Here is a 23,909-nt window from a genome sequence, read left to right on the forward strand (position 1 = left end):
GGATCAGGGGTACCTAACTCGCCGATGTGACACTCGACCACCGTCCACAGCAGTCAGGTGTCAGGCCGGGCTGGGGGCGTCGAGGCCGGCGTCGACCCGGATCGCCTCCGGCAGATGTTCACGGAGCGCTCCGCCCGCCGCCCGGTCCAGCGCCGCCAACACCTCGGCGACCACCTGCCGGACCTCCAGCGGGTCGGCCCCGGCCAACGCGCGCAACTGGGCGATGAGTTCGGCCGCGTCGTCGTCGGTGGCGACCACCGGGGCCGCCGGGTCTGCTCCCGTCATGCGATCGAGCCTACGGGGCAAAGTGGACTAAAGACCGATATTCACGGAATCTGAAATATTGTCCGCTCCGGTCTCTGCGGCGTCCGCCGCTACTCCCGGATCCCCCGGTGCAGGGCCACCACGCCACCGGTCAGGTTGCGCCACGCCACGCGCCCCCACCCGGCCGCGGCCACCCGCCCGGCCAGCGCGGACTGCGCCGGCCAGGCCCGGACCGACTCGGCCAGATAGACGTACGCCTCGGGGTTGCTCGACACCGTGCGGGCCACCGCCGGCAGCGACCGCATCAGGTACGACAGGTAGACCGTGCGGAAGACCGGGTTGACCGGGGTGCTGAACTCGCACACCACCAGCCGGCCACCCGGCCGGGTCACCCGGGCCAGCTCACGCAGCGCCGCGTCGGTGTCGTTGACGTTGCGCAACGCGAACGAGATGGTCACCGCGTCGAAGCTGGCGTCGGCGAACGGCAGCCGCAGCGCGTCTCCGGCCAGCAGCGGCACCTCGGGTCGGGCCCGCTTGCCGGTGTGCAGCATGCCCAGCGACAGGTCGACCCCGACCGCGTACGCCCCGGACTGGGCCAGCTCGCGCGTCGAGACGCCGGTGCCCGCGCCCACGTCCAGCACCCGCTCGCCCGGCCGCAGCCCGAGCGCCGCCCGGGTGGCCCGGCGCCAGGAGCGGTCCTGCCCCAGCGAGATCACTGTGTTGGTCAGGTCGTAACGCTCCGCCACGCCGTCGAACATCGCGGCGACCTCGTGCGGCTGCTTGTCCAGGCTGGCTCGCTGGCCCTGCGGGGTACGGCTCACCCCTCCACTCTGCCAGCCGCCCGCCAACCGACGTCCGCAGGGTGGGGTGACACGCACCCCGTACGCGAGCGGGCGGGGTGGTCGCCCACCCCGCCCTCACGTCGTGCCCGCGTCCAGGACGCCTCGGTCAGGACACGTGTCGCCAGCGCACCCGTCGCGGTCGCGCCTCCTCGGCGCGCCGTTCGTCAGGGCACCGGTGTCAGTCGGTCGACTTCTCGTCGGTCGGCGAGACCAGGACCACCTTGCGCCGACGGGTGAGCACCAGCAGCGCTCCGCCCACCAGCAGGATGACCACGCCGATGCCACCGATCAGGCCGACCTGCACACCGGTCACCGGCAGGCCGCCACCGCCCGAGCCGGCGCCGCCGCCACCGGCACCCGGCGAGACGGTCGTGCCGGGCGTCGTCGTACCGCTCGGGCTCGGCGTCGGGGTGGCCGTCGCGGTCGGCGTGACCGTCGCGGTCGGGGTGGCCGTCGCGGTCGGGGTGGCCGTCGCGGTCGGCGTCGGCGTCTCCGTCGGGGTAGCCGTCGGCGTCGGGCTCGGCGTCTCGGTCGGCGTGGGCGTTTCCGTCGGCGTCGGCGTCTCCGTCGGAGTGACCGTCGGCGTCGGAGTGACCGTCGGCGTCGGCGTGGGCGTCTCCGTCGGGGTCTCGGTCGGCGTCGGCGTCTCGGTCGGCGTGACGGTCGGCGTGGGCGTGGGCGTCTCGGTCGGCGTCGGCGTCTCCGTCGGCGCCGGGGTCCCGGTCGGAGTGACCGTCGGCGTCGGCGTGGGCGTCTCCGTCGGGGTCGGCGTCTCCGTCGGGGTCGGCGACTCGGTCGGAGTGACCGTCGGCGACGGGCTCGGCGTTTGCGTCGGCGTGGGCGTCGGCGTCGGGTCCACGGCCAGGTCGACGAAGACGTCGAAGATGGCCTGGTTGTCGCCCTCGTCGACCTCGGTGAAGGCCTTGCGCTGAGCGGTGCTGGCCCGCCGCGGCTGCTCCTCGGGCTTGCCGGCTGCGGCGTCCAGACCGTGTGCCACCAGCTCACCGACCCGCAGCACCGGCTCGGTGACGTCCTTGCCGACGGTCACCTTGATATCCGCCGTGTAGTAGTCACCGGGCCGGATCACCGCGCCGTCGTCCTGACAGAGCGCCTGGACGACGCCGAAGGTCTGGGTGGTGCAGGTGTCCGGCAGGGTGTCGAAGGTGACGCCCGCCGGGAGGGTGAGCACGTAGGCGAGGCCGGTGGCCTTGCGGCTGCCGTCGTTGTAGACCGCCCAGTCGACCGGCACCGTCTCGCCCGGCCGCACCGGCCGAAGGTCGGGGTCGTCGCCGTTGACGCCGTTCACCACGACGTTCGCGTTGACGTCCTGCACCCAACTGGTCAGGTCGTACCCGGGCTCGGTGACGGTGATGTCGTGCGCGACCCTGTTGTCTTCCTTGTTCGGGTCGTCGGTCGCCGAGCGGATGGTGACCACCAGCGTGCCGGCGGCGCCCTTACCACCGGTGGAGAAGATCGGAATGCCGAAGTCCTCGCTGGTGCCGGCGGCCAGGTCGCCGAGGCGGCAGGTGAACTTCTCGCCGTTCACCCGGCAGCCGTCGGGCACCACGACCCGGACCTTGTTCGTCTTCAGCTTGCTGGTGTCCACGGTGTAACTGACGCCCTTGGCGTCTTCCTTGCTGCGGGTGTTGTCGACCGAGAACTTGAACGGCTTGCTCTTGGCCTCCGTGACACCCTTCGCCAGGTTGTAGCTGAGCGGCACCAGGGCCAGATCGGCCTGCTCGGCCGCCAGCACTGGGGCGGCCACTGCGGCGATGCCGCCGGCCGCGATCAGCGCCACGACGCTGGCGCGCACCAGCGTCGAACGGTGGAACGCTGTCATCAGTCCCCCGGGGGTAGGGAAGAAAGAATGGTTGCGGAACGAGCGGACGCTATCGGAGGCCGATCTTCCACGCCAGCAGGCGGACCCGTTTTCATCCGTCCGGCCTGAGCTGGGCAGACAGTACGGGCGGGATGGTCACCCATCCCGCCCGTACTGCCGTGCGTTATATGAACGACCCTCATGGGTCGATGGAGGACCGCCTCAGTCGGCCGTACGCTCGTCGCCCGGCGTTACCAGCACCACCCGGCGGCGTCGCGCGACCAGCACCATCACACCACCGGTGATCAGGACCGCCGCACCGATTCCGCCGACCAGACCCACCTGTGTACCGGTGACGGGCAGGCCGCCGCCGGAGCCGCCCTGGCCACCCTCGCCGGGGTTGTCACCGGGGCTGTCGCCGCCGCCGGAGCCGGCCTTGGCTGCCACGATGACCGCGAAGTCGTCCCGGTCGTCCGACGGGTCCACGTCGGTGACACGCTCAGCTGCGGCCACCGCCTTGACGTTCTTGATCGCACTCCGGTGGGCCGCCCCAGGCACCGGGGTACCGGCCGGGGCAACGCCGAGCGCCTTGGCTGCCAGCGAACCGCCCGGCAGCGCAGCCGGGGCCGGCACGCCCGCCGCCACCACGATCGGGAAGGTGATCAGCGCCCCGACTGACTCGCCGAACAGGAAGTCATCGTCGGTGCAGGTTGCGGTGCGGTTGTCGGCGGAGTACTCGCAGCCCTCGTACTGCTCGGTGAGGGTGACGCCCTTCGGCAGTTGGACGGTGAACTCGAGACCCTTGGCGATCCGGTCGCCCTGGTTGACGATCTCACCGACGAAGACGGCGCGGTCACCCGCGTACAGCGGAGCCTGTTCCGTCACCACGCCGTCGACCAGGCGGAGCGCGGTCTTGACGTCGCTCGCGATCACGCCCACATCGACGCCGCTCTCGTCGCTGACGTCGACGCGAACGGTGGCCGAGTTGTTGCCCGGTGTGGTGTCGTCCGGCGACTCGATGGTCACGGTGACCGGCGCGGAGTACGGCTCGTCGACTTCCAGCGTCCGCTTGATCAGCACGATCGGCAGCTCAATGGTCCCCCCGGGCCCCGGGATGTCCTCCGCGGCCACGACACAGGTCCAGAGCACGGGTTTGACGGTGCCCTCGCCGCTGCACTCGCCGCCGGCCGGGATGACCGCCACCTTGTCGAAATCGATCTGCGACGTGTCGGCCTTGACCACAAGTGCCCGCGGCGTGCCCGGACCATTGTTCGTGACCTTGGCGAACGCCGCCTTGACCTGCGTTCCCTCGGCGAGCTTCGCGCCGACGACGGCCTTGATCGAGAGGTCGGTGCCGTCGATTGCGGCAGTGGCTGGCGCGGCGGCCATCGCGCAGAGACCACCGGCAAGCAGCGCGACCGCGCCGACTCGCGCCAGCGGCCGGTTACGGAAGATCATGAACGCCCCCCGCGGGCTAGAGAAAAGGTACGGGCGGGGACGTTAGCGGGCATCGATCACTGCCGCCAGCCCCGAGCTGGGGGAAGCCGGCCGTGACGTCGCGAGTGACTTGAGGATTGTCCGGATTGATGACGGTTGCTATCCCGGATCGACGGTGACCGTCGGCACAAGAGTCACCGAACCGGCATTCGTGGGTGACCGTTCAGCTGGTGGACCATCGGTTGTCGCGGAGCCGAGTGGTCAACGCGCATCCACCAGGGGCAGGGACTTCCCCGCGCCGCCGCCGGGCAACGCGATCGAGGAGAAGTGCGAGACCACCCGCTCGTCGGTCGGGTCGTCGGCCGGCGTGTGGTGCACGGCGAGCCGGTTGTAGAGGGTGTCGCGCTGTGCGGGGATCCGGTCCGCCGACCGGATCATGCCGATCAGCTCGTGCAGGTTGGAGCGGTGCCGCGCACCGGCGGAGGAGATGACGTTCTCCTCCAGCATGATCGAGCCGAGGTCGTCCACGCCCATGTGCAGGGCGAGCTGCCCGACGTCCTTGCCGGTGGTCAGCCAGGACGCCTGCAGGTGGGGCACGGTCTCGAAGAAGAGGCGGGCCACCGCGACCAGCCGCAGGTATTCCAGCGTGGTGGCCTGGGTGCGGCCCTTCAGGTGGTTGTTCTCCGGCTGGTACGTCCACGGGATGAAGGACCGGAACCCGCGGGTGCGGTCCTGCACGTCCCGGATCATGCGCAGGTGCTCGATCCGCTCGGCGTGCGTCTCGCCGGTGCCCATCATCATGGTGGCGGTCGACTCGATGCCCTGCCGGTGGGCCAGCTCCATGACCTCCAGCCAGCGCTCGCCCGACTCCTTGAGGGGGGCGATGGCCTTGCGGGGCCGCTCGGGCAGCATCTCCGCGCCGGCACCGGCGATCGAGTCCAGGCCGGCGGTCTTGATCCGGGCGATGGCCTCGTCCAGGCTCACCCCGGAGACCTTGGCCATGTGCAGGATCTCGCTCGGGCCGATCGAGTGGATGACCAGCTGCGGGTACGCCTGCTTGACCGAGGAGAACAGCTCCTCGTAGTACTCCACGCCGTAGTCCGGGTGGTGCCCGCCCTGGAGCATCACCTGGGTGGCGCCCAGCTCGACCGCCTCGCCGCACCGGCGCAGAATCTCCTCGGTCGGGTGGGTCCACCCTTCCTTGTGCTTGGGCGCCCGGTAGAACGCGCAGAACTTGCACGCCGTCACGCAGACGTTCGTGTAGTTGATGTTGCGGTCGATCAGGTACGTGACGACGTTGTCCGGGTAGCGCCGCCGACGCACCGCGTCCGCCGCCTCGCCGAGCGCGTGGAAGGGCGCCTCGGTGTAGAGCAGCAGCGCCTCCTCGGGCGTGATCCGCCCGCCGTCCGCGCCGCGCTGCAGGATGTCGTCGATCTCCCGGCTCACCGTCACACCCCGAGCCTACGTCGCCCGTTCGGCGGCCGACGCGCCCCTCCGTCGCCGGTGACGAGCACCCCAGTACGACGCCCGGCCTGTCCGGCCCGAGATCTTGGACAGTTTCCGTTCAGGCGTGACGGAAACTGTCCAAGATCTGCGATACGGGTGCTTGCTCAGGCGTCGTAGTCGACAGTGAGCTTGTCCGTTGTCGGGCTGGACTGGCAGGTCAGCACGTAGCCGGCGGCCAGTTCGTCGGGCTCCAGCGCGTAGTTGCGGGCCATCGTGACCGCGCCGTCGACGACCTTCGCCTTGCAGGTCGAGCAGACGCCACCCTTGCAGGCGTACGGCAGCTCGCCCCGCACCTTCAGCGCGGCGTCCAGCACCCGTTCCTCGCGACCCATGGTGAAGCTCGACGACCGGCCGTCCAGCACGATGGTCACCTCGGCCCCGGCGCCCGCCTGGTCGACGGGTCGGCGCACCGGCTCGGGTGGCGTGTCGACGTGGAACAGCTCGGTGTGCACCGCCGACTCGGGCAGCCCGCGTGCGGTCAGCACGTCCCGGACGTCGACCACCATGCCGTACGGGCCGCAGAGGAACCACTCCTCGATCAGGTCGCCCGGCACGATGGTGCGCAGCAACCGGCCCAGCCGCTCGGCGTCGATCCGACCGGAGAGCAGCGGCGACTCGCCCTGTTCCCGGGAGAGCACGTGCACCAGGTGCAGCCGGGTGGGGTGGCGGTCCTTCAGGTCGGCCAACTCCTCGGCGAACATCACCGTGTTCGCCGTGCGGTTGCCGTACACCACTGTGAAGGTGCTGGCCGGCTCGACGGCCAGGGCGGTCGCGACCAGCGCGAGCACCGGGGTGATGCCGGAGCCGGCGACGACAGCGCCGTAGTGCCGCGCGCGGTCCGGCGCGAACGCCGTGGTGAAGGTGCCCAGCGGGGGCAGCACCTCGACGGTGTCGCCGCCGCGCAGCGCCCCGCAGGCGAACGCCGAGAAGGCGCCGCCGGGGATCTCCCGTACCCCGATCCGCAACCGGCCGTGCCGGGCCAGATCGTCCGGGGTGGAGCAGATCGAGTACGACCGGCGCACGTCCGCGCCGTCCGGCGCGGCGCCACCTGGAAGACGCACGGTGAGGTGCTGGCCGGCGCGGAACGCGAAGGTCTCCCGCAACTCCTCGGGTACGGCGAAGGTCACCGCCACGGAGTCGTCGGTGAGCCGGTCGACGGCGGCGACGGACAACGGGTGGAAGACCGGCCGGCGGCGAACCGGGCGGGTGATGGTGACAGTCACAGCGCCTTCAGGTGGTCGAAGGGTTCGGAGCAGGAACGGCACCGCCACAGTGCCTTGCACGCGGTGGAGCCGAACCGGCTGACCTGCTCGGTCTCCGGTGAGCCGCACCGCGGGCAGCGGACCGCGAGCGTCAACGACACGACGCCGGGGGCGGGCACCGGGGCCGGCGGGGCGATCCCGGCGGCGGCGAGCTTCGCCCGCCCACCCTCGGAGATCCAGTCGGTGCTCCACGGTGGGCTGTAGACGGTCCGGACCTCGGCGTCCGGGTGGCCGACAGCGGCGAGCGCGCGGCTGATGTCGGCCCGGATCACGTCCATCGCCGGGCAGCCGGTGTAGGTCGGGGTGATGGTGACGGTGACCCGACCAGTGGCCGGATCCTCCTCGACCGCCCGCAGGATGCCCAGCTCGTCGATGGTGATGACCCGGATCTCCGGGTCCACGACGCTCGCGACGGCCATCCGTGCGCTCGCCCTGTCGGTGCCGTTCGCGACTGCGGGGCTCCGCTGCGCTGCGCTCCTCGCGCTCACCGAGCCGTCTTCGTTCGCGACTGCGGGGCTCCGCTGCGCTGCGCTCCTCGTGCTCACCAGGTCGCCCCGGGGTGGGCGCGGTGCAGCACCTGCATCTCGGCGAGCAGGTAGGCAAGGTGCTCGGTGTGCACCCCGGCCCGCCCGCCGGCCGGGGCCCAGGCACTCTCCGGCCGGGTGAGCGTCGCCTCGGCCAGCACCGGGCCGACGACCTCGTCGAACGCCGGCCGCAGGGTGACCGGGTCGACCGGCGCCGCCGGGTCCGCGGCGAACAGCTCATGGGTGTACGGCCACACCTGGTCGACGGCCGCCTGCATCCGACGATGCGACTCCTCGGTGCCGTCACCGAGCCGCTTCACCCACAGCGCGCCGTGGTCCAGGTGGTACGCCGACTCCTTGCGCGCCTTCGCGCCGATCGCGGCCAACCGCTCGTCCGCACAGCCGGCCAGCGCCGTGTACAGCGGCAGTTGGTACGCCGACAAGAAGAACAGCTTCGCCATCGTCACCGCGAAGTCGCCGTTGGGCAGCTCGACCACTAGCGCGTTGCGGAACTCGCGGTCGTCGCGCAGGTACGCCAACGCGTCCTCGTCGCGCCCGGCGCCCTCCAGCTCGCCCGCGTACGACAGCAGCAGGCGCGCCGCGCCGAGCTGGTCGAGGGCGATGTTGGCCAGCGCGATGTCCTCTTCCATCTCCGGGGCACGGGTGGTCCACTCGGCCAGCCGCTGAGCCGCGATCAACGCGTCGTCAGCGAGAGCGAGGGTGAAGTCGAAGGGCCCGTTCACAGGTGTGCCACCCCGTCCGGCACCTCGTAGAAGGTGGGATGGCGGTAGACCTTGTCGGCGGCCGGGTCGAAGAAGGCGTCCTTCTCGTCCGGGCTGGACGCGGTGATCGCGCTGGCCGGCACCACCCAGATCGACACGCCCTCCTGGCGGCGGGTGTAGAGGTCACGGGCGTTGCGCAGGGCAAGCTCGGCGTCCGGGGCGTGCAGGCTGCCGACGTGCGTGTGTGACAGCCCGCGCCGGGCCCGCACGAAGACCTCCCACAACGGCGAGTGTTCGGTGCTCACGCGGCCACCTTCTCCTTCTTTTCCGCCCGCTTCGCGGCGTACGCCGCGGCGGCCTCACGTACCCAGCTGCCGTCGGCGTGCGCGGCCCGGCGGTTGGCAATCCGTTCGCGGTTGCACGGCCCGTCGCCGGAGATCACCCGCATCAGCTCGTCGTAGTCCGGCTGGGTGTAGTCGTACGCCTGCCGCTCGTCGTTCCAGCGCAGGTCCGCGTCGGGGATGCGCAGCCCGAGGATCTCGGCCTGCTGGACGCACATGTCGACGAAGCGTTGCCGCAGATCGTCGTTCGAGAACCGCTTGATCTTCCAGGCCATCGACTGGCCGGAGTGCGTGGAGTCGCCGTCCGGCGGGCCGAACATGGCCAGCGACGGGTACCACCAACGGTCCACCGCGTCCTGGGCCATCGCCTGCTGCGCGGGGGTGCCGTGCGCCAGGGTGTGCAGGATCTCGTAGCCCTGCCGCTGGTGGAACGACTCTTCCTTGCAGACCCGGATCATCGCGCGGGCGTACGGGCCGTAGGAGCAGCGGCAGAGCGGCACCTGGTTGACGATCGCCGCGCCGTCCACCAGCCACCCGATGGCGCCCACGTCAGCCCAGCTGAGGGTCGGGTAGTTGAAGATCGAGCTGTACTTCTGGCGACCGTCGAGCAGCAGCTGGACCAGCTCGTCGCGGCTGATGCCGAGGGTCTCCGCGGCGGCGTACAGGTAGAGGCCGTGACCTGCCTCGTCCTGCACCTTGGCCAGCAGGATCGCCTTGCGCTTGAGCGACGGCGCCCGACTGATCCAGTTGCCCTCCGGTTGCATGCCGATGATCTCGGAGTGGGCGTGCTGGGCGATCTGCCGGATCAGCGTCCGCCGGTACGCGTCGGGCATCCAGTCGCGCGGCTCGATCTTCTGCTCGGCGTCGACCACCTCGGCGAAGTACGCCGCCAGGTCCTCGTCCGGGGCGGGCCCGCCGCGCCGCCCGCGTGCCGCCGCAGCCCGCAGCTCAGCCTCGGCGGCCTCGACCTCGCCCAGCAGGCCGCCGGGCACCCCGTCCGGGGCGTCGTTCGGGGCGGAGAAGTCGTTGCCATACATGAGGCTAAGTGTTACAGCTTCCGCCACGTTGCACCAGGGGGTGTAACAGGAATCCGGGCATCCCATCCGTAGTCGAATGAGTGCTTTGTGCTACCTGGCCGTCGTCGGGCCGCCGTGACTTAGGCCACGAAACAAAGGTGAAGCCTTGCAAAAACCTCATACCGGCCCCATATCCCGCCTTTATCGCAGGTTGCCTAGTGTCGAACCCTGGCGGCCGGCCGGTCCGGACGTAGACTTCTGCCGGACAACCAATCGGCTGCCAAGCATCGACATCTCCACAGAGGCCACCTCCCCCGGCCTCGGCGATCGCACCCGATTCGTCCCGACGACATGCCGGTCCCCCCGGCCCTGACACCTGGAGTTCACCCACTCATGCGATCTCGCGTGACCCTGGTGCTCGCCATCACGGCGGTCGTGCTCGGCGGCGTCCTACTGGTCCCCACCGCGTACGCCCGACTCGCCAGCGACGATAGTGGCGGCGGCGGTGGCGGCGGCACGTCAAGCGTCGCCGCGCCCGCTCCCACCCCGCCACCGCCGCCCACCCTGGCGGCCGGTCCGGTGTCGGTGAACTTCAAGGGTGAGTTCTTCTCGTGGGCCCTGCTGGATCGGAAGACGGGCAAGATCTCCGGGTCGCCGAACATGACCGCGACCAGCTCCACCGAGTCGATGATCAAGGCATGGATCGTCTCCGACTACCTGCGACAGCTCGGTGACAAGGAGCCGTCCGCAGCGCTGAAGGAGGCGGCTCGACTCGCCATCATCGACAGCAACGACGGGGCGGCCAACAAGGTCTACGCCGCCGCGGGCGGCTCGTACAAGCCCTCGTCGAGCAGCATCCCCGACCCGGTGATCCAGCGAGCGATCAAGATCTGCGGGCTGACCGACACCAAGCGCGGTAACGTCCAGCCGTACACCGGCTTCTGGAGCTTCACCCGGATGTCTCCCCGGGACGCGGTCCGGGTCGGCGACTGCATCGCCGACGGTAAGGCCGCCGGCCCGAAGTGGACGAAGTGGGTGCTGGACCAGATGAGCAAGGTCAGGGGCACCACCGCGGCCAAGGACCAGAAGGCTTCGTCCGGTGGTGGCCGCTGGGGGATCATCGACGGTCTACCGAAGTCGATCACCGCTCAGGGCCCGGTCAGCATGAAGAACGGCTGGACCCCGATCTACGGCGACGGCGACTGGCACGTCAACTGCCTCGCCGTCACCAACAAGTGGAGCCTCGCGGTGATGCTGCGCTACCCGATCAAGACCGGTCTGGACTACGGCGCGAAGGTCTGCGCCAGTGTGACCACCCAACTGGTCACCCCGCAGCCGGGCGCCGCGCTCAAGGTGCCGCAGCAGCCGGTCGGGAAGCTCTGATGGCCGGCACCCGTCGGGGCGACCGGCGCGGCGGCGGCGAGACCTCCACGATTCGGCTGATCGCCGTCGCGGTCATCCTGATCGGGCTGGTCCTGGTGTCGCTGCGGCTGCTGCCCGGCTCACCGTTCGAGTCGTCCGCCGCGGCCAGGTGGGGTGATGCTGGCACCAACACCAACACCAACACCAACACCAGCACCAGCGACCGCCCCACCGGCGCCGGCACCGACCGCAGCGCCCGCCAGCCGTCCTCGACGTCACCGAGCCCCAGCCCGTCGCTGGAGCCGCTGCCCTTCGTGGCCAAGGACCTCGATCTGAACATCGAGGGCTGGTACGCCTGGAGCGTCCTGGACCGCCGAACCGGAAAGATCATCGGTTCGAAGAACATGGACGAGACCAGCACGACCGCCTCGATGATCAAGTCCTGGATCGTCGCCGACTACCTGCGTCGCGCCGCCGACGCCGGCCAGACCCCGAGCGACGCGAAGCTCGCCGACGCCACCCGGATCATCCGGGACAGCGACAACACCCGGGCCGAGCAGTTCTACAACCTGGTCGGCCGGGACGCCTCGATCAAGCGGCTCATCTCCATGTGCAAGCTGACCGACAGCAGCGTCGCCCCCGACGGCGGCTGGAGTCGGACGGCGCTCTCCCCACGGGACACCGCCCGGATGGGCAACTGCATCGCCACCGGCACGGCCGCCGGGCCGACGTGGACCAAGTGGCTGCTCAACGAGATGAAGCTGGTTCGCGGTGCCGGCGACTTCGGTATCCGCAAGGCCTTCCCGGCCGCCGAGCAGAAGAACATCGCCATCAAGAACGGGTGGATCGACCGGACCAAGGAGCAGGAGATGCACATCAACTGCCTGGCCATCGGCGACACCTGGACGATGGGCGTGATGGTCAAGTACCCGATCAACATGGGCTACGACTACGGCATGAAGAACTGCCAGAAGATCACCGAGGCACTGCTCCGCCCCGGCACCTGAGCCGCTCAGGCCCGGGGTTCTGGGGGTTCCGACTCCAGGGCCAGCCCGGTCAGCCGGCGAAGAACTCGGGGCCGCCGTCCGGCAGGGCCGGGGCCTCGCCGATGGCGGCGGCCCGCCGGGCCCACTCGCGCAGCCCGGCGACCTGCCGGTCGCCAAGGGAAAAGTCGAGGATCCGGAAGTACGTGGCCAGCGTCGCCGCGTCGAACGCCTCCCAGCGCGCCGCCGCCTCCGCGACCTGGTCCAGCTCCGCCAGGCAGAGGTCCCGCGAGCGCAGGAAGGCCTCGTGCACCTCCTTGACCAGGCCCGGGTGGGCGGCGGCGAAGTCCCGGCGGACCGCCCAGACGGCGAAGACCATCGGCAGCCCGGTCCACTCCCGCCACGCCTGCCCGAGGTCGGTGACCGTGAGGCCCTTCTGCGGCGCCTCGTGGTACGCCCGCAGTGCCACGTCCCCGATCAGCACCGCGGCGTCGGCCTCCAGCAGCATCTGGGTCAGATCCGGCGGGCAGCGGAAATACTCGGGCCGCACGTTGTACTGCTCGGCGAGCAGCAACTGAGCCAGCATGACCCCGGTCCGCGAGGTCGAGCCGAGAGCCACCCGGGCACCGTCCAGCTCGGCGAGGGGCCGGGTGGAGACCATGTTGACCGAGAGCACCGGCCCGTCGCTGCCCACCGCCAGGTCCGGCAGGAGCAGCAGCTCGTCGGCGTGCTTCAGGTACTCCAACAGCGTGATCGGGCCGATGTCGAGGTCACCGGCGACCAGCGCCGCACTCAACCGGTCCGGCGAGTCCTTGTGCAGGTCGACATCGAGCAGGGCACCGGAGCGCATCAGACCCCAGTAGATCGGCAGGCAGTTCAGGAACTGGATGTGCCCGACCCGCGGGCGTGCGATGCGCTCAGCCATGGCCCGACCGTATCCCCGACGGCTGGCTCCGGCTCGGCGGGCCGGCCCGGAGTGGCCAACCCCGCACTTGACCCGGCTGATTGCCGGCTGGCCCGGCTGCCCACCGGCGCGCCGGCTGCTTGCCCGCTGCCTGCCGGCGCGTCGGCTGCTTGCCCGCTGCCCGCCGGCGCGTCGGCTGCTTGCCCGCTGCCCGCCGGCGCGTCGGCCAGCGACGACCGTCGTGCCGCGCGGGTCACCACCGGCACGAAGACCAGCACCACCAGCAGCCCGACGACGCCGGCACCGGCGATCAGTGGCCGAGGCGGAACGGCCGCGAGCAACGCGCCGCCGATCAGGAAGCCCGCCATCGAGCCACCCTGTACCGCGGCGCCATAACTGGCGTACGCCCGAGCACGCATCGCCTCCGGCACCCTCCGGGCGGTGAGCAGGTTGGCGAAGACGTTGTCGCCACCGTTGGCCGCGCCGCCCACCAGCCAGAGCGGCACCAGCACACCCGCCGCCGGCACCGTCGCCGCGAGCAGCACCATCAGGCTGCACACGGCCAGGGTGGCCAGCACCCCGCGGACCAACGCGCCGTCGTCGTCGAGCCGCTTGGCCAGTCGGGCGGCGAGCCAGCCACCCGGCAGCATGCCCGCCATCCATGCGGCACTGACCAGGCCGTACGTGGTGGGCGAACCGTCCAACGTCTCCCGGATGAAGAAGACCTCGATCACGTTGATGCCGCCGATCGCCGCGATCACCACGGCGGTGCTCACCACCATGACGAGCATCAGCGGATCACGGCGGAGCCGCCAGCTGATCTCCGTACCCCCGGGGGTTGCCACGCCGCCCGAGACGGCCGGGCTGCTCACGGCGGCCCCGCTGCTCGCGGCGGTCGGGCTGGCGGCGGGCCGCCGGCCGCCGCGTCGGGTCCGCAGCAGCAGGCCCGCGACCACGAGCGCCAGGTAGGTCGCGGCATCGAGAAGCAGCGGTACGCGGGTGCCGAACTGCCCCACCAGCAGGCCGGCCAGCACCGGGCCGCCGAGCGCACCGAGCGAGCCGGCGGTCTGACTGATGGCGCTGGCTCTCGGCAGATCGGCGGTACGGACCATCGCCGGCAAGAGCGCTGCCAGGCAGGGTTGGGTCACCGCGAGCCCGCAGGCCAGCAGGGTGACGAGCCCAACCACCAGGACCGGATGCTCGACGACGGCGAGGAGCGCGCAGATCGCGGCCTGCGCGAACCCGATGGTCACCAGCAGGGTACGGCTGTCCGTCCGGTCGGCGAGTCGGCCCGCGAGCGGGGCGAGCACCACCAGGGGCAGCGTGGCAGCCAGCAGCAGCCCCGACACGGCCAGCCCACCGGCACCGGCACCTTGCAGGGCCAGCGCCAGAGCGGTCGCCGCGAGGAAGTCGCCGCAGATCGTGGTGCCCCGAGCAGCGGCGGCGAGCCAGACGTCCGGCCAGCGCGACTCGTCAGTTGTGAAGGACATACTTCGAAAATAATGCTTCACAACTGATTCATGCAACCCCGTCTATGCCAGCGGCACCGTCCGGTACTGCACAGCAACAGTGCGCGCCCCCGACGGCGGATCACCGTGCCGCCGCCGTGGGTGGTACGGCCGGAGCAGCGCCAGGACCGCCGCGTTCAGCTCGGCCAACTCGTCGGCGGTGAGCAGCAGCAGCGAGTCGTTGAACAGCGCGTTGTCGTACCATTCGGCAGGCTCATTCCCGGCGCGCCGCAGCCAGTCTCGGGTCCGCTCCAAGTCCCGGACGGCCTGCGCCTCCACCAGCGCCTGCTCGGCCGCACGCGCCTCAGGCCCGGCATCACGACCCGCCTCGACCATTACGCTCAAAGTCGGTACGCGCCACAGCCGCTCGCGCGCGTCCCCCCGACTCGGTGCCTGCTCCACCAGCCCGAACTTGGCCAACGCACGCAGGTGATAACTGGTTGCGCTCGGCGACAGCCCGACGATCTCGGCACACTCGGTGGCGGTCCCACCGCTCTCGCGACTGTTCAGGTACTCCATGATCGCGATCCGGGCCGGATGAGCCATCGCCCGCATCACCTGCGGGTCACTGATCGTCATCCGGCGCGAATCGGGGCGAGCCTCGGTCATAGGCCCATGATCCCGGCAGGTCGGTTCACCTGCCATCACCCCCACGTCCCGCTCGGACCCCCGCGCGTCCGCCACGCCCGCAACCAGCGGCAGCAAGCTTGCCGAGTTGACCGGGACCTGGCGGCGCCAGCGGGCACGTCGCGAGCGCGGAGCGGGAGATCGGCGCGGCGCGGGAGATCGACGCGGCGCGGGAGATCGACGCGGCGCGGGAGATCGACGCGGAGCGGGAAATGGGCGCGGAGCGGGAGGTAGGCGCGGCAAGGGAGGCGGGCCTCGACCCGGCGGGCGCGCTGGGAGTGTGAGCGCGGCAAGGGCGAGCGCGGCGCATGGGGTGGTTCGCAGTGATCGACGAAACTGGTTCGACCCATCGATCAACGCGAGCCTGAAAGTGTCGTACATCAGTTCTAGTGTGGTCTCATGTTGGAGGCGTTGGCGCAGGTGGGCGGTGCGGTTGACGACTGCACCGAGACCGCGCTCTGGGGGCTCTCCGATGACGAGTTACTTGCTTCTCTCGACGCGACTCAGCTGCTGGCGCAGCGGTTGGCCGCCGTTCAGCTCGGTCTGGTCCGCGAGTTGGACGGTCGCGGGGTGGCGGTCGCCCAAGGTGCCTCGTCCACCGCAGTCTGGCTGCGGGAGCGGCTCCGGCTCTCCGGTCGCAGTGCGCGTCAGCTGGTTCAGCTCGCCGCCACCATCGACGCCGCCCCGCCAGCGGTGCGCGACGCGCTGCTCAGCGGTGCCATCACCGTCGAGCAGGGTCGGGTGGTGGCCGAGACGATCGCCGCCCTCCCGGTGGAAGCCGGTCCCGACGTAGCGGACAAGGCCACCCAACTGCTGGTTACCTGGGCAGACCGTTTCGATCCGACCAGCCTGAGCCGGCTCGGTGAGCGAGTCCTCACGCACGTCGCCCCGGAACTGGCCGAGCAGGCTGAGCTGAAGGCACTTGAGCGGGCCACCGAGCGGGCCGAGGCCCGTCGGCACGTCACGCTCTCCGAGCAGCACAACGGGCAGGTACGCCTCAGCGGCAACCTCGACACCGAAACCGCGAGCCTGCTGCGCGAGGCGATCGATCCGCTCTGCGCCCCAGCCGGTGAGCACGATGACCGCAGTCCTGGTCAGCGCCGCGCCGACGCATTGGGCGAAATCTGCCGACTGGCGCTACGCACCGGTCAGCTGCCCGACAACGGCGGCGACCGTCCTCAGCTGGTGGTGACCGTGGCGCTGGACGCGCTGGTCAACGGCGTACACGCCGGGACACTGGAGACCGGCACGCGCCTCACGCCCGGCGCGGTCCGCCGCCTGGCCTGCGACGCCGGTGTGCTGCCAGTCGTGCTCGACGGCAACAGCCAGGTCCTGGACGTCGGTCGCCAGCGCCGGCTCTTCACCGGCCCACTGCGGCGCGCGCTGGTCCTGCGCGACGGGGGTTGCGCCTTTCCCGGTTGTGATCGGCCGCCGAGATGGTGCGATGGCCACCACATCCGACACTGGGCCGACGGTGGGGTGACGGCGCTGGGCAATGCGGTGCTGCTCTGCGGCTACCACCACCGGTTCATCCACCGCGGCGACTGGACGGTCCGTATCGCAGCGGACGGCCGGCCTGACTTCCTCCCGCCCAGCTGGCTCGACCCGCTGCGCACCCCGCGTCGCAACCTCTACCACCGGCGCTGCTGATGCCGCCGACCACACCCACGCCGCCGACGATTGCGTCCCGCACCGCGACCGGACGATCAGCAGCCGGGCGGGATAACGCTGAGCACGACAACCCCCTGAAAACCCCACTGACCCTTGCCGCCACGCCGCGTCTCCCGGTGATCGACTCGGCTTCCTGGAAAACGGGGCGTCGCACCGGCCCAGACACCGCGATTTCATGAAAGCCGAGTTGATCACGGTGCACGGCGGGCGCGGCATGACAAGCGCGGCGCGAGAGCCGGCCGGAGGGCTGGCGCGGGAGAAACGACCCTGGGCGCAGCATGGCGACTCCGTACCGGGCAACCGCCGTATCGGATGGGTGGCCGCGTCGGTAATTCGCTGGCTGAGGCGGGTTGGGGAGCGTATGGTTGCAGGCCGCTTGACGGCCGAGGTGAGCTGCACCGGAACGGACGTCTTCGCGCCGGGCGGCCGGCCATCCGCCCCCGGACACGCGAGCGCGCAGCAGATGTGAACGATGGGACGTCAGCATGCCCGCACTTGACCTCGACCCCCAGCTCGCCACCGACCTCGCCACCGACCTCGACGCGGACCTGGCCGCCGAACGCGCGCACCTCACCACCTCCCGGGCGGCGCTGGCTCGGATGCGGGAGCGGGCCGAGTCTCTCTTCGCCACCGGTGACCAGGTGGCCGGCGACGCGTACGCGGCCGAGACACTCGGCCGCACCCTGGCCCGCCGGGTCGCCGAGCTGGCCGACGACCCGACCACACCGCTCTTCTTCGGCCGCCTCGACTTCGCCGGCACCACGCACAACGGCACCACCGACAGCGGCACCACCGACCACGGCACCGTCGACCACGGCGTCACGGACAGCGGCACCGCCGACCACGGCACCGCCGACCACGGCACCACCGACCACGGCACCGCCGACCACGGCAGCCCGGACAACGACAGAACCACAGCCAGCAGGACCACGAGCGACCCGACCGCGCCCGACACCACCGGTGATCATGACGGGCGGCGGTATCACGTGGGGCGGCGGCACGTCACCGATGAGCGTGGCGAGCCGTTGGTGCTGGACTGGCGGGCGCCGGTTTCCCGCTCGTTCTACCGGGCGAGTGTGCGGGATCCGCAGGGGGTGGCGGTCCGGCGTCGGTTCGGGTTCAGCAACGGTGTGCTGACCAGCTTCGAGGATGAGCGGCTGGATCGGGGCGAGGAACTCGGTACGACCAGTCGGATCCTCACCGCCGAGATCGAGCGTCCGCGGGTCGGGCCGATGCGGGACATCGTCGCCACGATCCAGCCGGAGCAGGACGAGCTGGTCCGGGCTGACCTGGCCGACTCGATCTGTGTGCAGGGCGCGCCGGGTACCGGGAAGACGGCGGTGGGTCTGCACCGGGCGGCGTACCTGCTCTATCTGCACCGGGAGCGGTTGCGGCGGGCGGGTGTGCTGATCGTCGGGCCGAACCGGGCTTTCCTGTCGTACATCGCGGCGGTGCTGCCGGCGCTCGGTGAGGTCGAGGTCGAGCAGGCCACGGTGGAGGAGTTGATCTCTCGGGTGCCGGTTCGGGCGGTCGAGTCGCCGGCGGTGGCCGCGCTCAAACACGACGTGCGGATGGCGAGTGTGCTGCGGCGCGCGGTGCAGGCACGGATCGGCACCCCGACCGACTCGATCACCGTGTCGGACGGCTCGTTCCGTTGGCGGATCGGGGTGGAGCCGCTGCACCGGATCGTCGAGGAGACCCGCCGGGAGGGGCTGCCGTACGGCACGGGTCGGGAACGCGTCCAGGCGCGGGTGGTGAGCCTGCTGCAACGGCAGGCCGAGGCGCGGCGTGCGGAGTCGCCGAGCGATGCCTGGCTACGCCGGATGAGCCGGTGCCGGCCGGTGCTCGACTTCCTGGACGCGGTCTGGCCGGCGCTCACCCCGGAAGGGCTGGTGCACGGCCTGTTCTCCGACCCGGACCGGCTCGCCGCCGCGGCGGACGGGCTGCTCAGCGAAGCCGAGCAGGCGCAGCTGAGCTGGGCCAAGCCGGCCCGTACCCCGAAGGCGACCCGCTGGACCGCCGCCGACGCGGTGCTGATCGACGAGGCGACCGGGCTGCTGGAACGGCTCTCCGGGTTCGGGCACGTGGTGGTGGACGAGGCGCAGGACCTCTCCCCGATGCAGTGTCGGGCCATCGCCCGGCGCAGCGAGCACGGCTCGGTCACGCTCCTGGGTGACCTCGCCCAGGGCACCGCGCCGTGGGCGGCGTCGGACTGGAAGGAGTCCCTTGCCCACCTGGGCAAGCCGGACGCGGTGGTGGTCCCGTTGACAGTCGGTTTCCGGGTGCCCGCCGCGGTCGTCGCATTCGCGAACCTGCTGCTCCCGGCGCTCGCGGTGGACGTACCGCCGGCCGAGTCGCTGCGCCGCGACGGCGGCCTGGACGTGCGTACGGTGACCGACCTGACCTCGGCGACGGTGGCCGAGGTGCGCGCGGCGCTCGCGCACGACGGCTCGGTCGGTGTGATCGCCGCGGATGACGCGGTCGACGGGCTGCGCGCGGCGCTGGCCGAGGCCGGGGTGGAGACCGCAACCGCCGACGACGTAACGGCCGCGGAGCGGGTCACCGTGGTGCCGGCGACGCTGGTCAAGGGCCTTGAGTACGACCATGTGGTGGTGGTCGAGCCGGCCGCGATCGTCGCGGCCGAGCCACGCGGGCTGCACCGGCTGTACGTGGTGCTCACCCGGGCGGTGTCCCGGCTGGCGGTGCTGCACGTCGCGCCACTGCCCGCCCCGCTCGTCGGCGGGTCAGCCGGCTGACAGGGCCGCCGCGATCTCGCGCAGTGGGCGGCCGGAGTCGGCCAGCGGCACGTGGAACGACAGCCACGACCCGTCGGCGAAGTCGATTCGCAGCCGCTTCCAGTTCAACCGGTACCTGCCGAACCGGGCGGTGACGGTCGTGCGCGGCACCGACCCGAGCAGTTCGATGTCGGCCTGAGCCCGTTCGTCCGCCGTCGAGCTGGAGAGCAGGCCGACGGGTGCGGTCGCGCCGAGCAGCAGCCGCTGGTCGGTGACGCCCAGTACCAGGTAACGGATGCCGGAGCCCGTCGTCGCCGCGGTCAGGGCCCGGTGCAGTACTGATGCCTGGGAGTCTGGTGCGCCGCGACCTCCGACACCGAAGACGAGCCAGTCGACGGCGTTGTCCGCCCGACCGAAGGTGATGTTCGGTGACAGCACGTTGAGCAGGACACTCAGGACGCTCGGCCCACCAGCGGCGGGTGGCGCCGACGGCTGCGTGGGCGGGGCCGGGGTCAGCCCTTCGCCGGCTCGGACCTTGGCCACCGCGCGTACCCGCTCGTCGGCCGGTATCAGTCGGGTGATCCCCTCGACGTACCGCGCCTGGCTCTCGTCGACCGTCATCGGTGCCCCTCGTGCTCGGCGATGTGCACCAAAGCCTCCAGCTCATTGCTCGGGCTTGCCACGAACCTCCCCTGTGGCCGGTGCGACGGATCGGTCGCCAGGACTCCCCACGATAGGCACTGCTCGCCGCGACCAAGGCCCCACCTGTCGTGACGGGGACACCCCGCCTCGACTTTGTGCCGTAAAGTAGTTTGCGTGAACCCCGACGATGATTCACCACCCACCGACGCGGCGGCCGCGCTCCGGCTGATCCAGGACCAACAGTCCGCGACGGTACGCCGGCTCGATCCCGACGCCCGCCTGCTCTACTGGCCGTGGGGTGTCGCCTGGCTGGTTGGCTTCGGGCTCTTCTTCCTCCGGTTCACCCCGGGTGAGCAGGCGCTGGTCCAACTGCCGAGCTGGCTACCGCTGACCGTCCTCTTCGTACTGCTCGCGGCTGCCGGAGCGATCCAGGCGGTGGCCAGCATGCGGGCCTACGGCCAGGTGATCGGCGACTCCGCCCGGCGTGGTCAGTGGTACGGGTATGCGTGGGCTCTCGGCTCGGTGAGCGTCTACGCCGGGCTCGGCCGGATCTCCGAACACCTGCCGCACGACGAGGCGGCGCTGCTCTGGTCGGCCACCGCCGTCGGGTTGACCGGCGCGCTGCACATGGCCGGCGGGGCGATCTGGCTGGACCGGGACCTGTTCCGGCTGGGCGTCTGGATCAGCGTGATCAACCTGATCGGCGCGATCGCCGGGCCGGGCTGGCACGCGCTGGTCGTGGCGGTGGCCGGCGGCGGCGGAATCCTGGTGGCCGGCGCGCTCGCGCGCCAGCGACAGCAGCGGCGACAGCGACAGCAGCCGTGACCGAGCTGGATCCGGTCATTCACGCGCAGGCCCGGCTGCGGGTGGTGGCCAGCCTCTCCGCCCTCAACGACGGCGACAAAATCGCGTTCCCCCGCTTGCAGGAGCTGCTCGCGATGACCGCCGGCAACCTCTCGGTGCATCTGCGCAAGCTCGAGGACGCCGGCTACGTGGAGATCAGCAAGACCCACCGTGGACGCACCCCGGCGACCCTGGTCCGGCTCAGCCGGCGAGGCCGGCTGGCGTTCGAGGAGTACACCGAATCGATCCGCGCCCTGCTCGGCCCCACCCCGTCGAAGGAGCAGTCATGACCCTCGCCCGCGCCGACCAGGCCAGCCGCCGGTACGGCGACGTCCTCGCCCTCGACCGCGTCGACCTGGAAGTCCGGGCCGGTGAGCTGGTCGGCCTGCTCGGGCCGAACGGCGCCGGCAAGAGCACCCTGATGAACCTGCTGGTGGGCCTGCGCCGCCCCAGCTCGGGGCGGGTCGAGCTGTTCGGTGGTGACCCCCGCGACCCGGCGAACCGGCGGCAGATCGGGGTCACCCCGCAGGAGACCGGTCTGCCCGGCACGCTGCGCGTCGGCGAGGTGGTCGACTTCGTCTCCGCGCACTACCCGGACCCGGTGCCCCGCGGTGAACTGCTCGACCAGTTCGGCCTGGGCGACCTCGCCCGACGCCAGACCGGGGGCCTCTCCGGGGGGCAGCGTCGGCGGTTGGCGGTGGCGTTGGCATTCGTCGGCCGACCCCGGTTGGTGCTGCTCGACGAACCGACCACGGGCCTGGACGTGGCAGCCCGGCACACCCTGTGGGAAGCGATCCGGGCCTTCCACGCCGACGGTGGCACCGTGCTGTTGAGCAGCCACTACCTGGAGGAGGTGGAGGCGCTCGCGCACCGGGTGGTGGTCATCGGGCAGGGCCGGGTGCTCGCCGACGACACCGTGGACGCGGTGCGCGGCATCGTCGGCGTACGCCGGGTCAGCCTGGTCGCCGACCACCTGCCCGACCTGCCCGGGGTGGTGCGCACCGAACGGGTCGACGGTCGGCTGCACCTGCTCACCACCGACGCCGACGAACTGGTCCGCGCGCTGGTCACGGCCCGAACCCCGTTCACCGACCTGGAGGTACGACCCACCTCGCTCGAGGAGGCGTTCCTCGCCATCACCAGCGGCGACACGCCCGCCGGGGACCAGCCGGCCACCGAAGGCCAGTCCACCACCACCACCGGCGGCCAATCCGCCACCGCTGCCACCGGCGGCCAGACCACCACCGCCGTTACCGGTGGCCGACCCACCGCCGTCTGAGGAGGCCACCGTGCAGCTCGCTTTGGTTCACGCCCGCTACCAACTCCTGGAGATCATCCGGATTCCGGTGGCCGTCGTCGGCAGCGCTTTCTTCCCGGCCGCCGCCATGATCTTTTTCGTGGTGCCGTTCGCCGGCGAGGACTCGGCCGGCGCCACCTTCGCCACCGCGTCGATGGTCACCTTCTCGGTGATGAGCGCCAACATCTTCCAGTACGGCGTCGGTGTCGCCGAGGACCGCGACCAGCCCTGGAACCCGTACACCCGGACCTTGCCGGCCGGGCCCGCGCCCCGGTTCGCCGGCCGTGTGCTGGCCGGCCTGGCGCTGACCTACCTCTCGCTGATCCCGGTCGTGGTGATCGGCGCGACGCTGACCGCGGCCGAGATCACCCCAGCGGCGTTCCTGCTGACCGTCGGCACCGTGGCCGTCATCTCGGTGCCGTTCACGCTGATGGGCCTCGCGATCGGTTACTCGCTGCCCAGCAAGGCGGCGATCGTGGTGGCGCAGGTGGTCTTCCTGCCGCTCGCGTTCGGCGGCGGCCTGCTCTCCGCGCCGGGTGACGCACCCGGGTTCATCGAGACGATCGCGCCTTTCCTGCCCACCCGGGGCGCGGCCGAGCTGATGTGGTCGGCGGTCGGCGACTACCGCGTCGAGCCGCTGGCAATGATCATGCTGGGCGTCTGGGTGGTGCTGCTCGCGGCGCTCGCCGGCTGGGCGTACCGGCGGGACGAGGGTCGCCGGTTCAGCTGACGATTCGTCCGTTTTCGGCACGGTGCGCGGCGGGACGGTGCCAGGATTCCGGCAGGGGGTCGCCGTGGCCGCCCAGGTCGAGAGGGGTCTTGACGTGAGCACCGTCCCGCCGGGTACGCCCTGCTGGGCCGACCTGGCCACCCCGGACCTGACCGACGCCCGGCGCTTCTACCCGGAGCTGTTCGGTTGGACCGGCCAGGTCACGCCGGAGCCCGAGGCGGGCGGCTACACGGTCTTCCTGCTCGACGGCAAACCGGTGGCCGGCGCCGGCCCGCCGGCGGTCCCGGACCAGGTTCCGATCTGGTCGACGTACCTCGCCACCGACGACGCGGAGCTGGTCGCCGGCCGGGTCGAACGGGCCGGCGGGCAGGTCGTCGTACCACCGTTCGAGGTCTTCGACCGGGGCTGGATGGCGGTCTTCGCCGACCCGGCCGGCGCCACGTTCAGCGTCTGGCAGCCGCTGGCCATGGCCGGTGCCGAGGTGTTCAACGTGCCGGGCGCGATGAGCTGGAACGAGCTGGTCACCCCCGACCCCGAGGGCGCCAAGGTCTTCTACGAGCTGGTGTTCGGCTGGCAGCCGGACGACCAGGCGGTGGGCGCGATGACGTACACCGGGTGGCGGCTCGGGACGCAGATCGTCGCCGGGATGATGCCGCCGCTGGCCGACGACTTCCCGGCCGACCTGCCCGCGTACTGGACGGTGTACTTCGCGGTGGCCGACGCGGACGCCGCCGCGGCCCGCGCCTCCGAGCTGGGCGGAACGATCCTGGTCCCGCCCCGGGACATCCCGGCGGGCCGCTTCGCCGCCCTCCGCGACCCCCAGGGCGCCCTCTTCTCCGTCATCGACCTGGGCCCCTGACCCGGCGCCCGCGAG

General features: G+C 71.3%; 22 protein-coding genes and 1 pseudogene. 9 read left to right on the forward strand and 14 right to left on the reverse strand.

Annotation, left to right across the window (positions count from 1 at the left end):
* Positions 1 to 60 precede the first annotated feature (60 nt).
* The 10 genes and pseudogenes from ABZU52_RS05985 to paaA all read right to left on the reverse strand — a co-directional run bounded on the left by ABZU52_RS05985 (position 61) and on the right by paaA (position 9,754).
* Positions 61 to 285: a hypothetical protein gene (locus ABZU52_RS05985; RefSeq protein ID WP_354969950.1), complete on the reverse strand. Its 225-nt coding sequence runs from the start codon at positions 283 to 285 to the stop codon at positions 61 to 63.
* Positions 286 to 374: 89 nt separating this feature from the next.
* Complete coding sequence (locus ABZU52_RS05990; RefSeq protein WP_196920656.1) at positions 375 to 1,085, reverse strand: demethylmenaquinone methyltransferase; 711 nt, start codon at positions 1,083 to 1,085, stop codon at positions 375 to 377.
* Positions 1,086 to 1,794: 709 nt separating this feature from the next.
* Positions 1,795 to 2,946: pseudogene (locus ABZU52_RS05995) on the reverse strand (cell wall anchor protein); the annotation flags it as partial.
* Between the two features lie 201 nt (positions 2,947 to 3,147).
* Positions 3,148 to 4,383, reverse strand: a complete 1,236-nt coding sequence (locus ABZU52_RS06000) for a hypothetical protein (protein ID WP_354969951.1) — start codon at positions 4,381 to 4,383, stop codon at positions 3,148 to 3,150.
* Positions 4,384 to 4,623: 240 nt separating this feature from the next.
* A complete protein-coding gene (mqnC, locus tag ABZU52_RS06005; RefSeq protein WP_354969952.1) occupies positions 4,624 to 5,814 on the reverse strand; it encodes a cyclic dehypoxanthinyl futalosine synthase in 1,191 nt (396 codons plus the stop codon).
* Positions 5,815 to 5,972: 158 nt separating this feature from the next.
* A complete protein-coding gene (paaE, locus tag ABZU52_RS06010) occupies positions 5,973 to 7,091 on the reverse strand; it encodes a 1,2-phenylacetyl-CoA epoxidase subunit PaaE (RefSeq protein ID WP_354969953.1) in 1,119 nt (372 codons plus the stop codon).
* On the reverse strand, positions 7,088 to 7,549 hold the full coding sequence (gene paaD, locus ABZU52_RS06015; RefSeq protein WP_354969954.1) for a 1,2-phenylacetyl-CoA epoxidase subunit PaaD: 462 nt from the start codon (positions 7,547 to 7,549) through the stop codon (positions 7,088 to 7,090). The genes paaE and paaD overlap by 4 nt, the downstream gene beginning before the upstream one ends.
* Positions 7,550 to 7,671: 122 nt before the next feature.
* Complete coding sequence (paaC, locus tag ABZU52_RS06020; RefSeq protein ID WP_354969955.1) at positions 7,672 to 8,397, reverse strand: 1,2-phenylacetyl-CoA epoxidase subunit PaaC; 726 nt, start codon at positions 8,395 to 8,397, stop codon at positions 7,672 to 7,674.
* Positions 8,394 to 8,681, reverse strand: a complete 288-nt coding sequence (gene paaB / locus ABZU52_RS06025; protein ID WP_053652215.1) for a 1,2-phenylacetyl-CoA epoxidase subunit PaaB — start codon at positions 8,679 to 8,681, stop codon at positions 8,394 to 8,396. The genes paaC and paaB overlap by 4 nt, the downstream gene beginning before the upstream one ends.
* The gene (gene paaA / locus ABZU52_RS06030) at positions 8,678 to 9,754 is read right to left on the reverse strand and encodes a 1,2-phenylacetyl-CoA epoxidase subunit PaaA (protein ID WP_354969956.1); all 1,077 of its coding nucleotides are present in this window, start codon (positions 9,752 to 9,754) and stop codon (positions 8,678 to 8,680) included. Before paaA ends, paaB begins: the two co-directional genes overlap by 4 nt.
* A 372-nt stretch (positions 9,755 to 10,126) precedes the next feature.
* Between paaA and ABZU52_RS06035 the strand changes: the two genes are divergently transcribed.
* Both ABZU52_RS06035 and ABZU52_RS06040 read left to right on the forward strand, forming a co-directional pair.
* Positions 10,127 to 11,116 carry a hypothetical protein gene (locus ABZU52_RS06035; protein WP_354969957.1) on the forward strand — a complete coding sequence of 330 codons (990 nt, stop codon included), beginning with the start codon at positions 10,127 to 10,129 and terminating at the stop codon, positions 11,114 to 11,116.
* Positions 11,116 to 12,102, forward strand: coding sequence for a hypothetical protein (locus ABZU52_RS06040; RefSeq protein WP_354969958.1), 987 nt, complete (start codon positions 11,116 to 11,118; stop codon positions 12,100 to 12,102). Before ABZU52_RS06035 ends, ABZU52_RS06040 begins: the two co-directional genes overlap by 1 nt.
* A 49-nt stretch (positions 12,103 to 12,151) precedes the next feature.
* Here the strand turns inward: ABZU52_RS06040 and ABZU52_RS06045 are convergent, their stop codons facing one another.
* From ABZU52_RS06045 to ABZU52_RS06055, 3 genes are read right to left on the reverse strand one after another with little or no spacing between them, the layout of a single operon-like run.
* Entirely contained in the window at positions 12,152 to 13,003 is an 852-nt protein-coding gene (locus tag ABZU52_RS06045) for a menaquinone biosynthesis protein (RefSeq protein ID WP_354969959.1), read from the reverse strand.
* On the reverse strand, positions 12,955 to 14,472 hold the full coding sequence (locus ABZU52_RS06050) for an MFS transporter (protein ID WP_354969960.1): 1,518 nt from the start codon (positions 14,470 to 14,472) through the stop codon (positions 12,955 to 12,957). The genes ABZU52_RS06045 and ABZU52_RS06050 overlap by 49 nt, the downstream gene beginning before the upstream one ends.
* A gap of 42 nt (positions 14,473 to 14,514) precedes the next feature.
* Positions 14,515 to 15,099, reverse strand: coding sequence for a winged helix-turn-helix domain-containing protein (locus ABZU52_RS06055; RefSeq protein ID WP_354969961.1), 585 nt, complete (start codon positions 15,097 to 15,099; stop codon positions 14,515 to 14,517).
* A 417-nt stretch (positions 15,100 to 15,516) separates the two neighbouring features.
* On the opposite strand from ABZU52_RS06055, the gene ABZU52_RS06060 reads away from it, so the two are divergent.
* Together ABZU52_RS06060 and ABZU52_RS06065 are read left to right on the forward strand one after the other, a co-directional pair.
* Entirely contained in the window at positions 15,517 to 16,767 is a 1,251-nt protein-coding gene (locus ABZU52_RS06060) for a DUF222 domain-containing protein (RefSeq protein WP_354969962.1), read from the forward strand.
* 506 nt (positions 16,768 to 17,273) lie between these two features.
* The gene (locus ABZU52_RS06065; protein ID WP_354969963.1) at positions 17,274 to 19,544 is read left to right on the forward strand and encodes an AAA family ATPase; all 2,271 of its coding nucleotides are present in this window, start codon (positions 17,274 to 17,276) and stop codon (positions 19,542 to 19,544) included.
* Here ABZU52_RS06065 and ABZU52_RS06070 read toward each other — a convergent pair.
* On the reverse strand, positions 19,533 to 20,144 hold the full coding sequence (locus ABZU52_RS06070; RefSeq protein WP_354969964.1) for a hypothetical protein: 612 nt from the start codon (positions 20,142 to 20,144) through the stop codon (positions 19,533 to 19,535). The genes ABZU52_RS06065 and ABZU52_RS06070 overlap by 12 nt on opposite strands.
* Before the next feature lie 195 nt (positions 20,145 to 20,339).
* Here ABZU52_RS06070 and ABZU52_RS06075 point away from each other — a divergent pair, with 195 nt between their 5' ends.
* From ABZU52_RS06075 to ABZU52_RS06095, 5 genes are all read left to right on the forward strand, one after another.
* Complete coding sequence (locus tag ABZU52_RS06075; protein WP_354969965.1) at positions 20,340 to 20,990, forward strand: transporter; 651 nt, start codon at positions 20,340 to 20,342, stop codon at positions 20,988 to 20,990.
* Positions 20,987 to 21,298 (forward strand): transcriptional regulator, encoded by a 312-nt coding sequence (locus tag ABZU52_RS06080; protein WP_354969966.1) that lies wholly within the window; start codon positions 20,987 to 20,989, stop codon positions 21,296 to 21,298. The genes ABZU52_RS06075 and ABZU52_RS06080 overlap by 4 nt, the downstream gene beginning before the upstream one ends.
* Complete coding sequence (locus ABZU52_RS06085) at positions 21,295 to 22,287, forward strand: ABC transporter ATP-binding protein (RefSeq protein ID WP_354969967.1); 993 nt, start codon at positions 21,295 to 21,297, stop codon at positions 22,285 to 22,287. Before ABZU52_RS06080 ends, ABZU52_RS06085 begins: the two co-directional genes overlap by 4 nt.
* A 10-nt stretch (positions 22,288 to 22,297) precedes the next feature.
* Positions 22,298 to 23,035: an ABC transporter permease gene (locus ABZU52_RS06090; protein ID WP_354969968.1), complete on the forward strand. Its 738-nt coding sequence runs from the start codon at positions 22,298 to 22,300 to the stop codon at positions 23,033 to 23,035.
* A 94-nt stretch (positions 23,036 to 23,129) separates the two neighbouring features.
* Positions 23,130 to 23,894, forward strand: a complete 765-nt coding sequence (locus tag ABZU52_RS06095; RefSeq protein WP_354969969.1) for a VOC family protein — start codon at positions 23,130 to 23,132, stop codon at positions 23,892 to 23,894.
* Positions 23,895 to 23,909 lie beyond the last annotated feature (15 nt).

The sequence above is a fragment of the Micromonospora sp. NPDC005220 genome (genome assembly GCF_040607895.1).
GTDB lineage: Bacteria > Actinomycetota > Actinomycetes > Mycobacteriales > Micromonosporaceae > Micromonospora.

What these genes read in the sequence shown, in the direction of transcription:
- ABZU52_RS05985 (WP_354969950.1), bottom strand. Translation starts at nt 285, where the DNA reads ATGACGGGAGCAGACCCGGCGGCCCCGGTGGTCGCCACCGACGACGAC.
- ABZU52_RS06000 (WP_354969951.1), bottom strand. Translation starts at nt 4,383, where the DNA reads ATGATCTTCCGTAACCGGCCGCTGGCGCGAGTCGGCGCGGTCGCGCTG.
- paaD (WP_354969954.1), bottom strand. Translation starts at nt 7,549, where the DNA reads ATGGCCGTCGCGAGCGTCGTGGACCCGGAGATCCGGGTCATCACCATC.
- paaA (WP_354969956.1), bottom strand. Translation starts at nt 9,754, where the DNA reads ATGTATGGCAACGACTTCTCCGCCCCGAACGACGCCCCGGACGGGGTG.
- ABZU52_RS06035 (WP_354969957.1), top strand. Translation starts at nt 10,127, where the DNA reads ATGCGATCTCGCGTGACCCTGGTGCTCGCCATCACGGCGGTCGTGCTC.
- ABZU52_RS06040 (WP_354969958.1), top strand. Translation starts at nt 11,116, where the DNA reads ATGGCCGGCACCCGTCGGGGCGACCGGCGCGGCGGCGGCGAGACCTCC.
- ABZU52_RS06045 (WP_354969959.1), bottom strand. Translation starts at nt 13,003, where the DNA reads ATGGCTGAGCGCATCGCACGCCCGCGGGTCGGGCACATCCAGTTCCTG.
- ABZU52_RS06050 (WP_354969960.1), bottom strand. Translation starts at nt 14,472, where the DNA reads ATGTCCTTCACAACTGACGAGTCGCGCTGGCCGGACGTCTGGCTCGCC.
- ABZU52_RS06055 (WP_354969961.1), bottom strand. Translation starts at nt 15,099, where the DNA reads ATGACCGAGGCTCGCCCCGATTCGCGCCGGATGACGATCAGTGACCCG.
- ABZU52_RS06060 (WP_354969962.1), top strand. Translation starts at nt 15,517, where the DNA reads ATGTTGGAGGCGTTGGCGCAGGTGGGCGGTGCGGTTGACGACTGCACC.
- ABZU52_RS06065 (WP_354969963.1), top strand. Translation starts at nt 17,274, where the DNA reads ATGCCCGCACTTGACCTCGACCCCCAGCTCGCCACCGACCTCGCCACC.
- ABZU52_RS06070 (WP_354969964.1), bottom strand. Translation starts at nt 20,144, where the DNA reads ATGACGGTCGACGAGAGCCAGGCGCGGTACGTCGAGGGGATCACCCGA.
- ABZU52_RS06085 (WP_354969967.1), top strand. Translation starts at nt 21,295, where the DNA reads ATGACCCTCGCCCGCGCCGACCAGGCCAGCCGCCGGTACGGCGACGTC.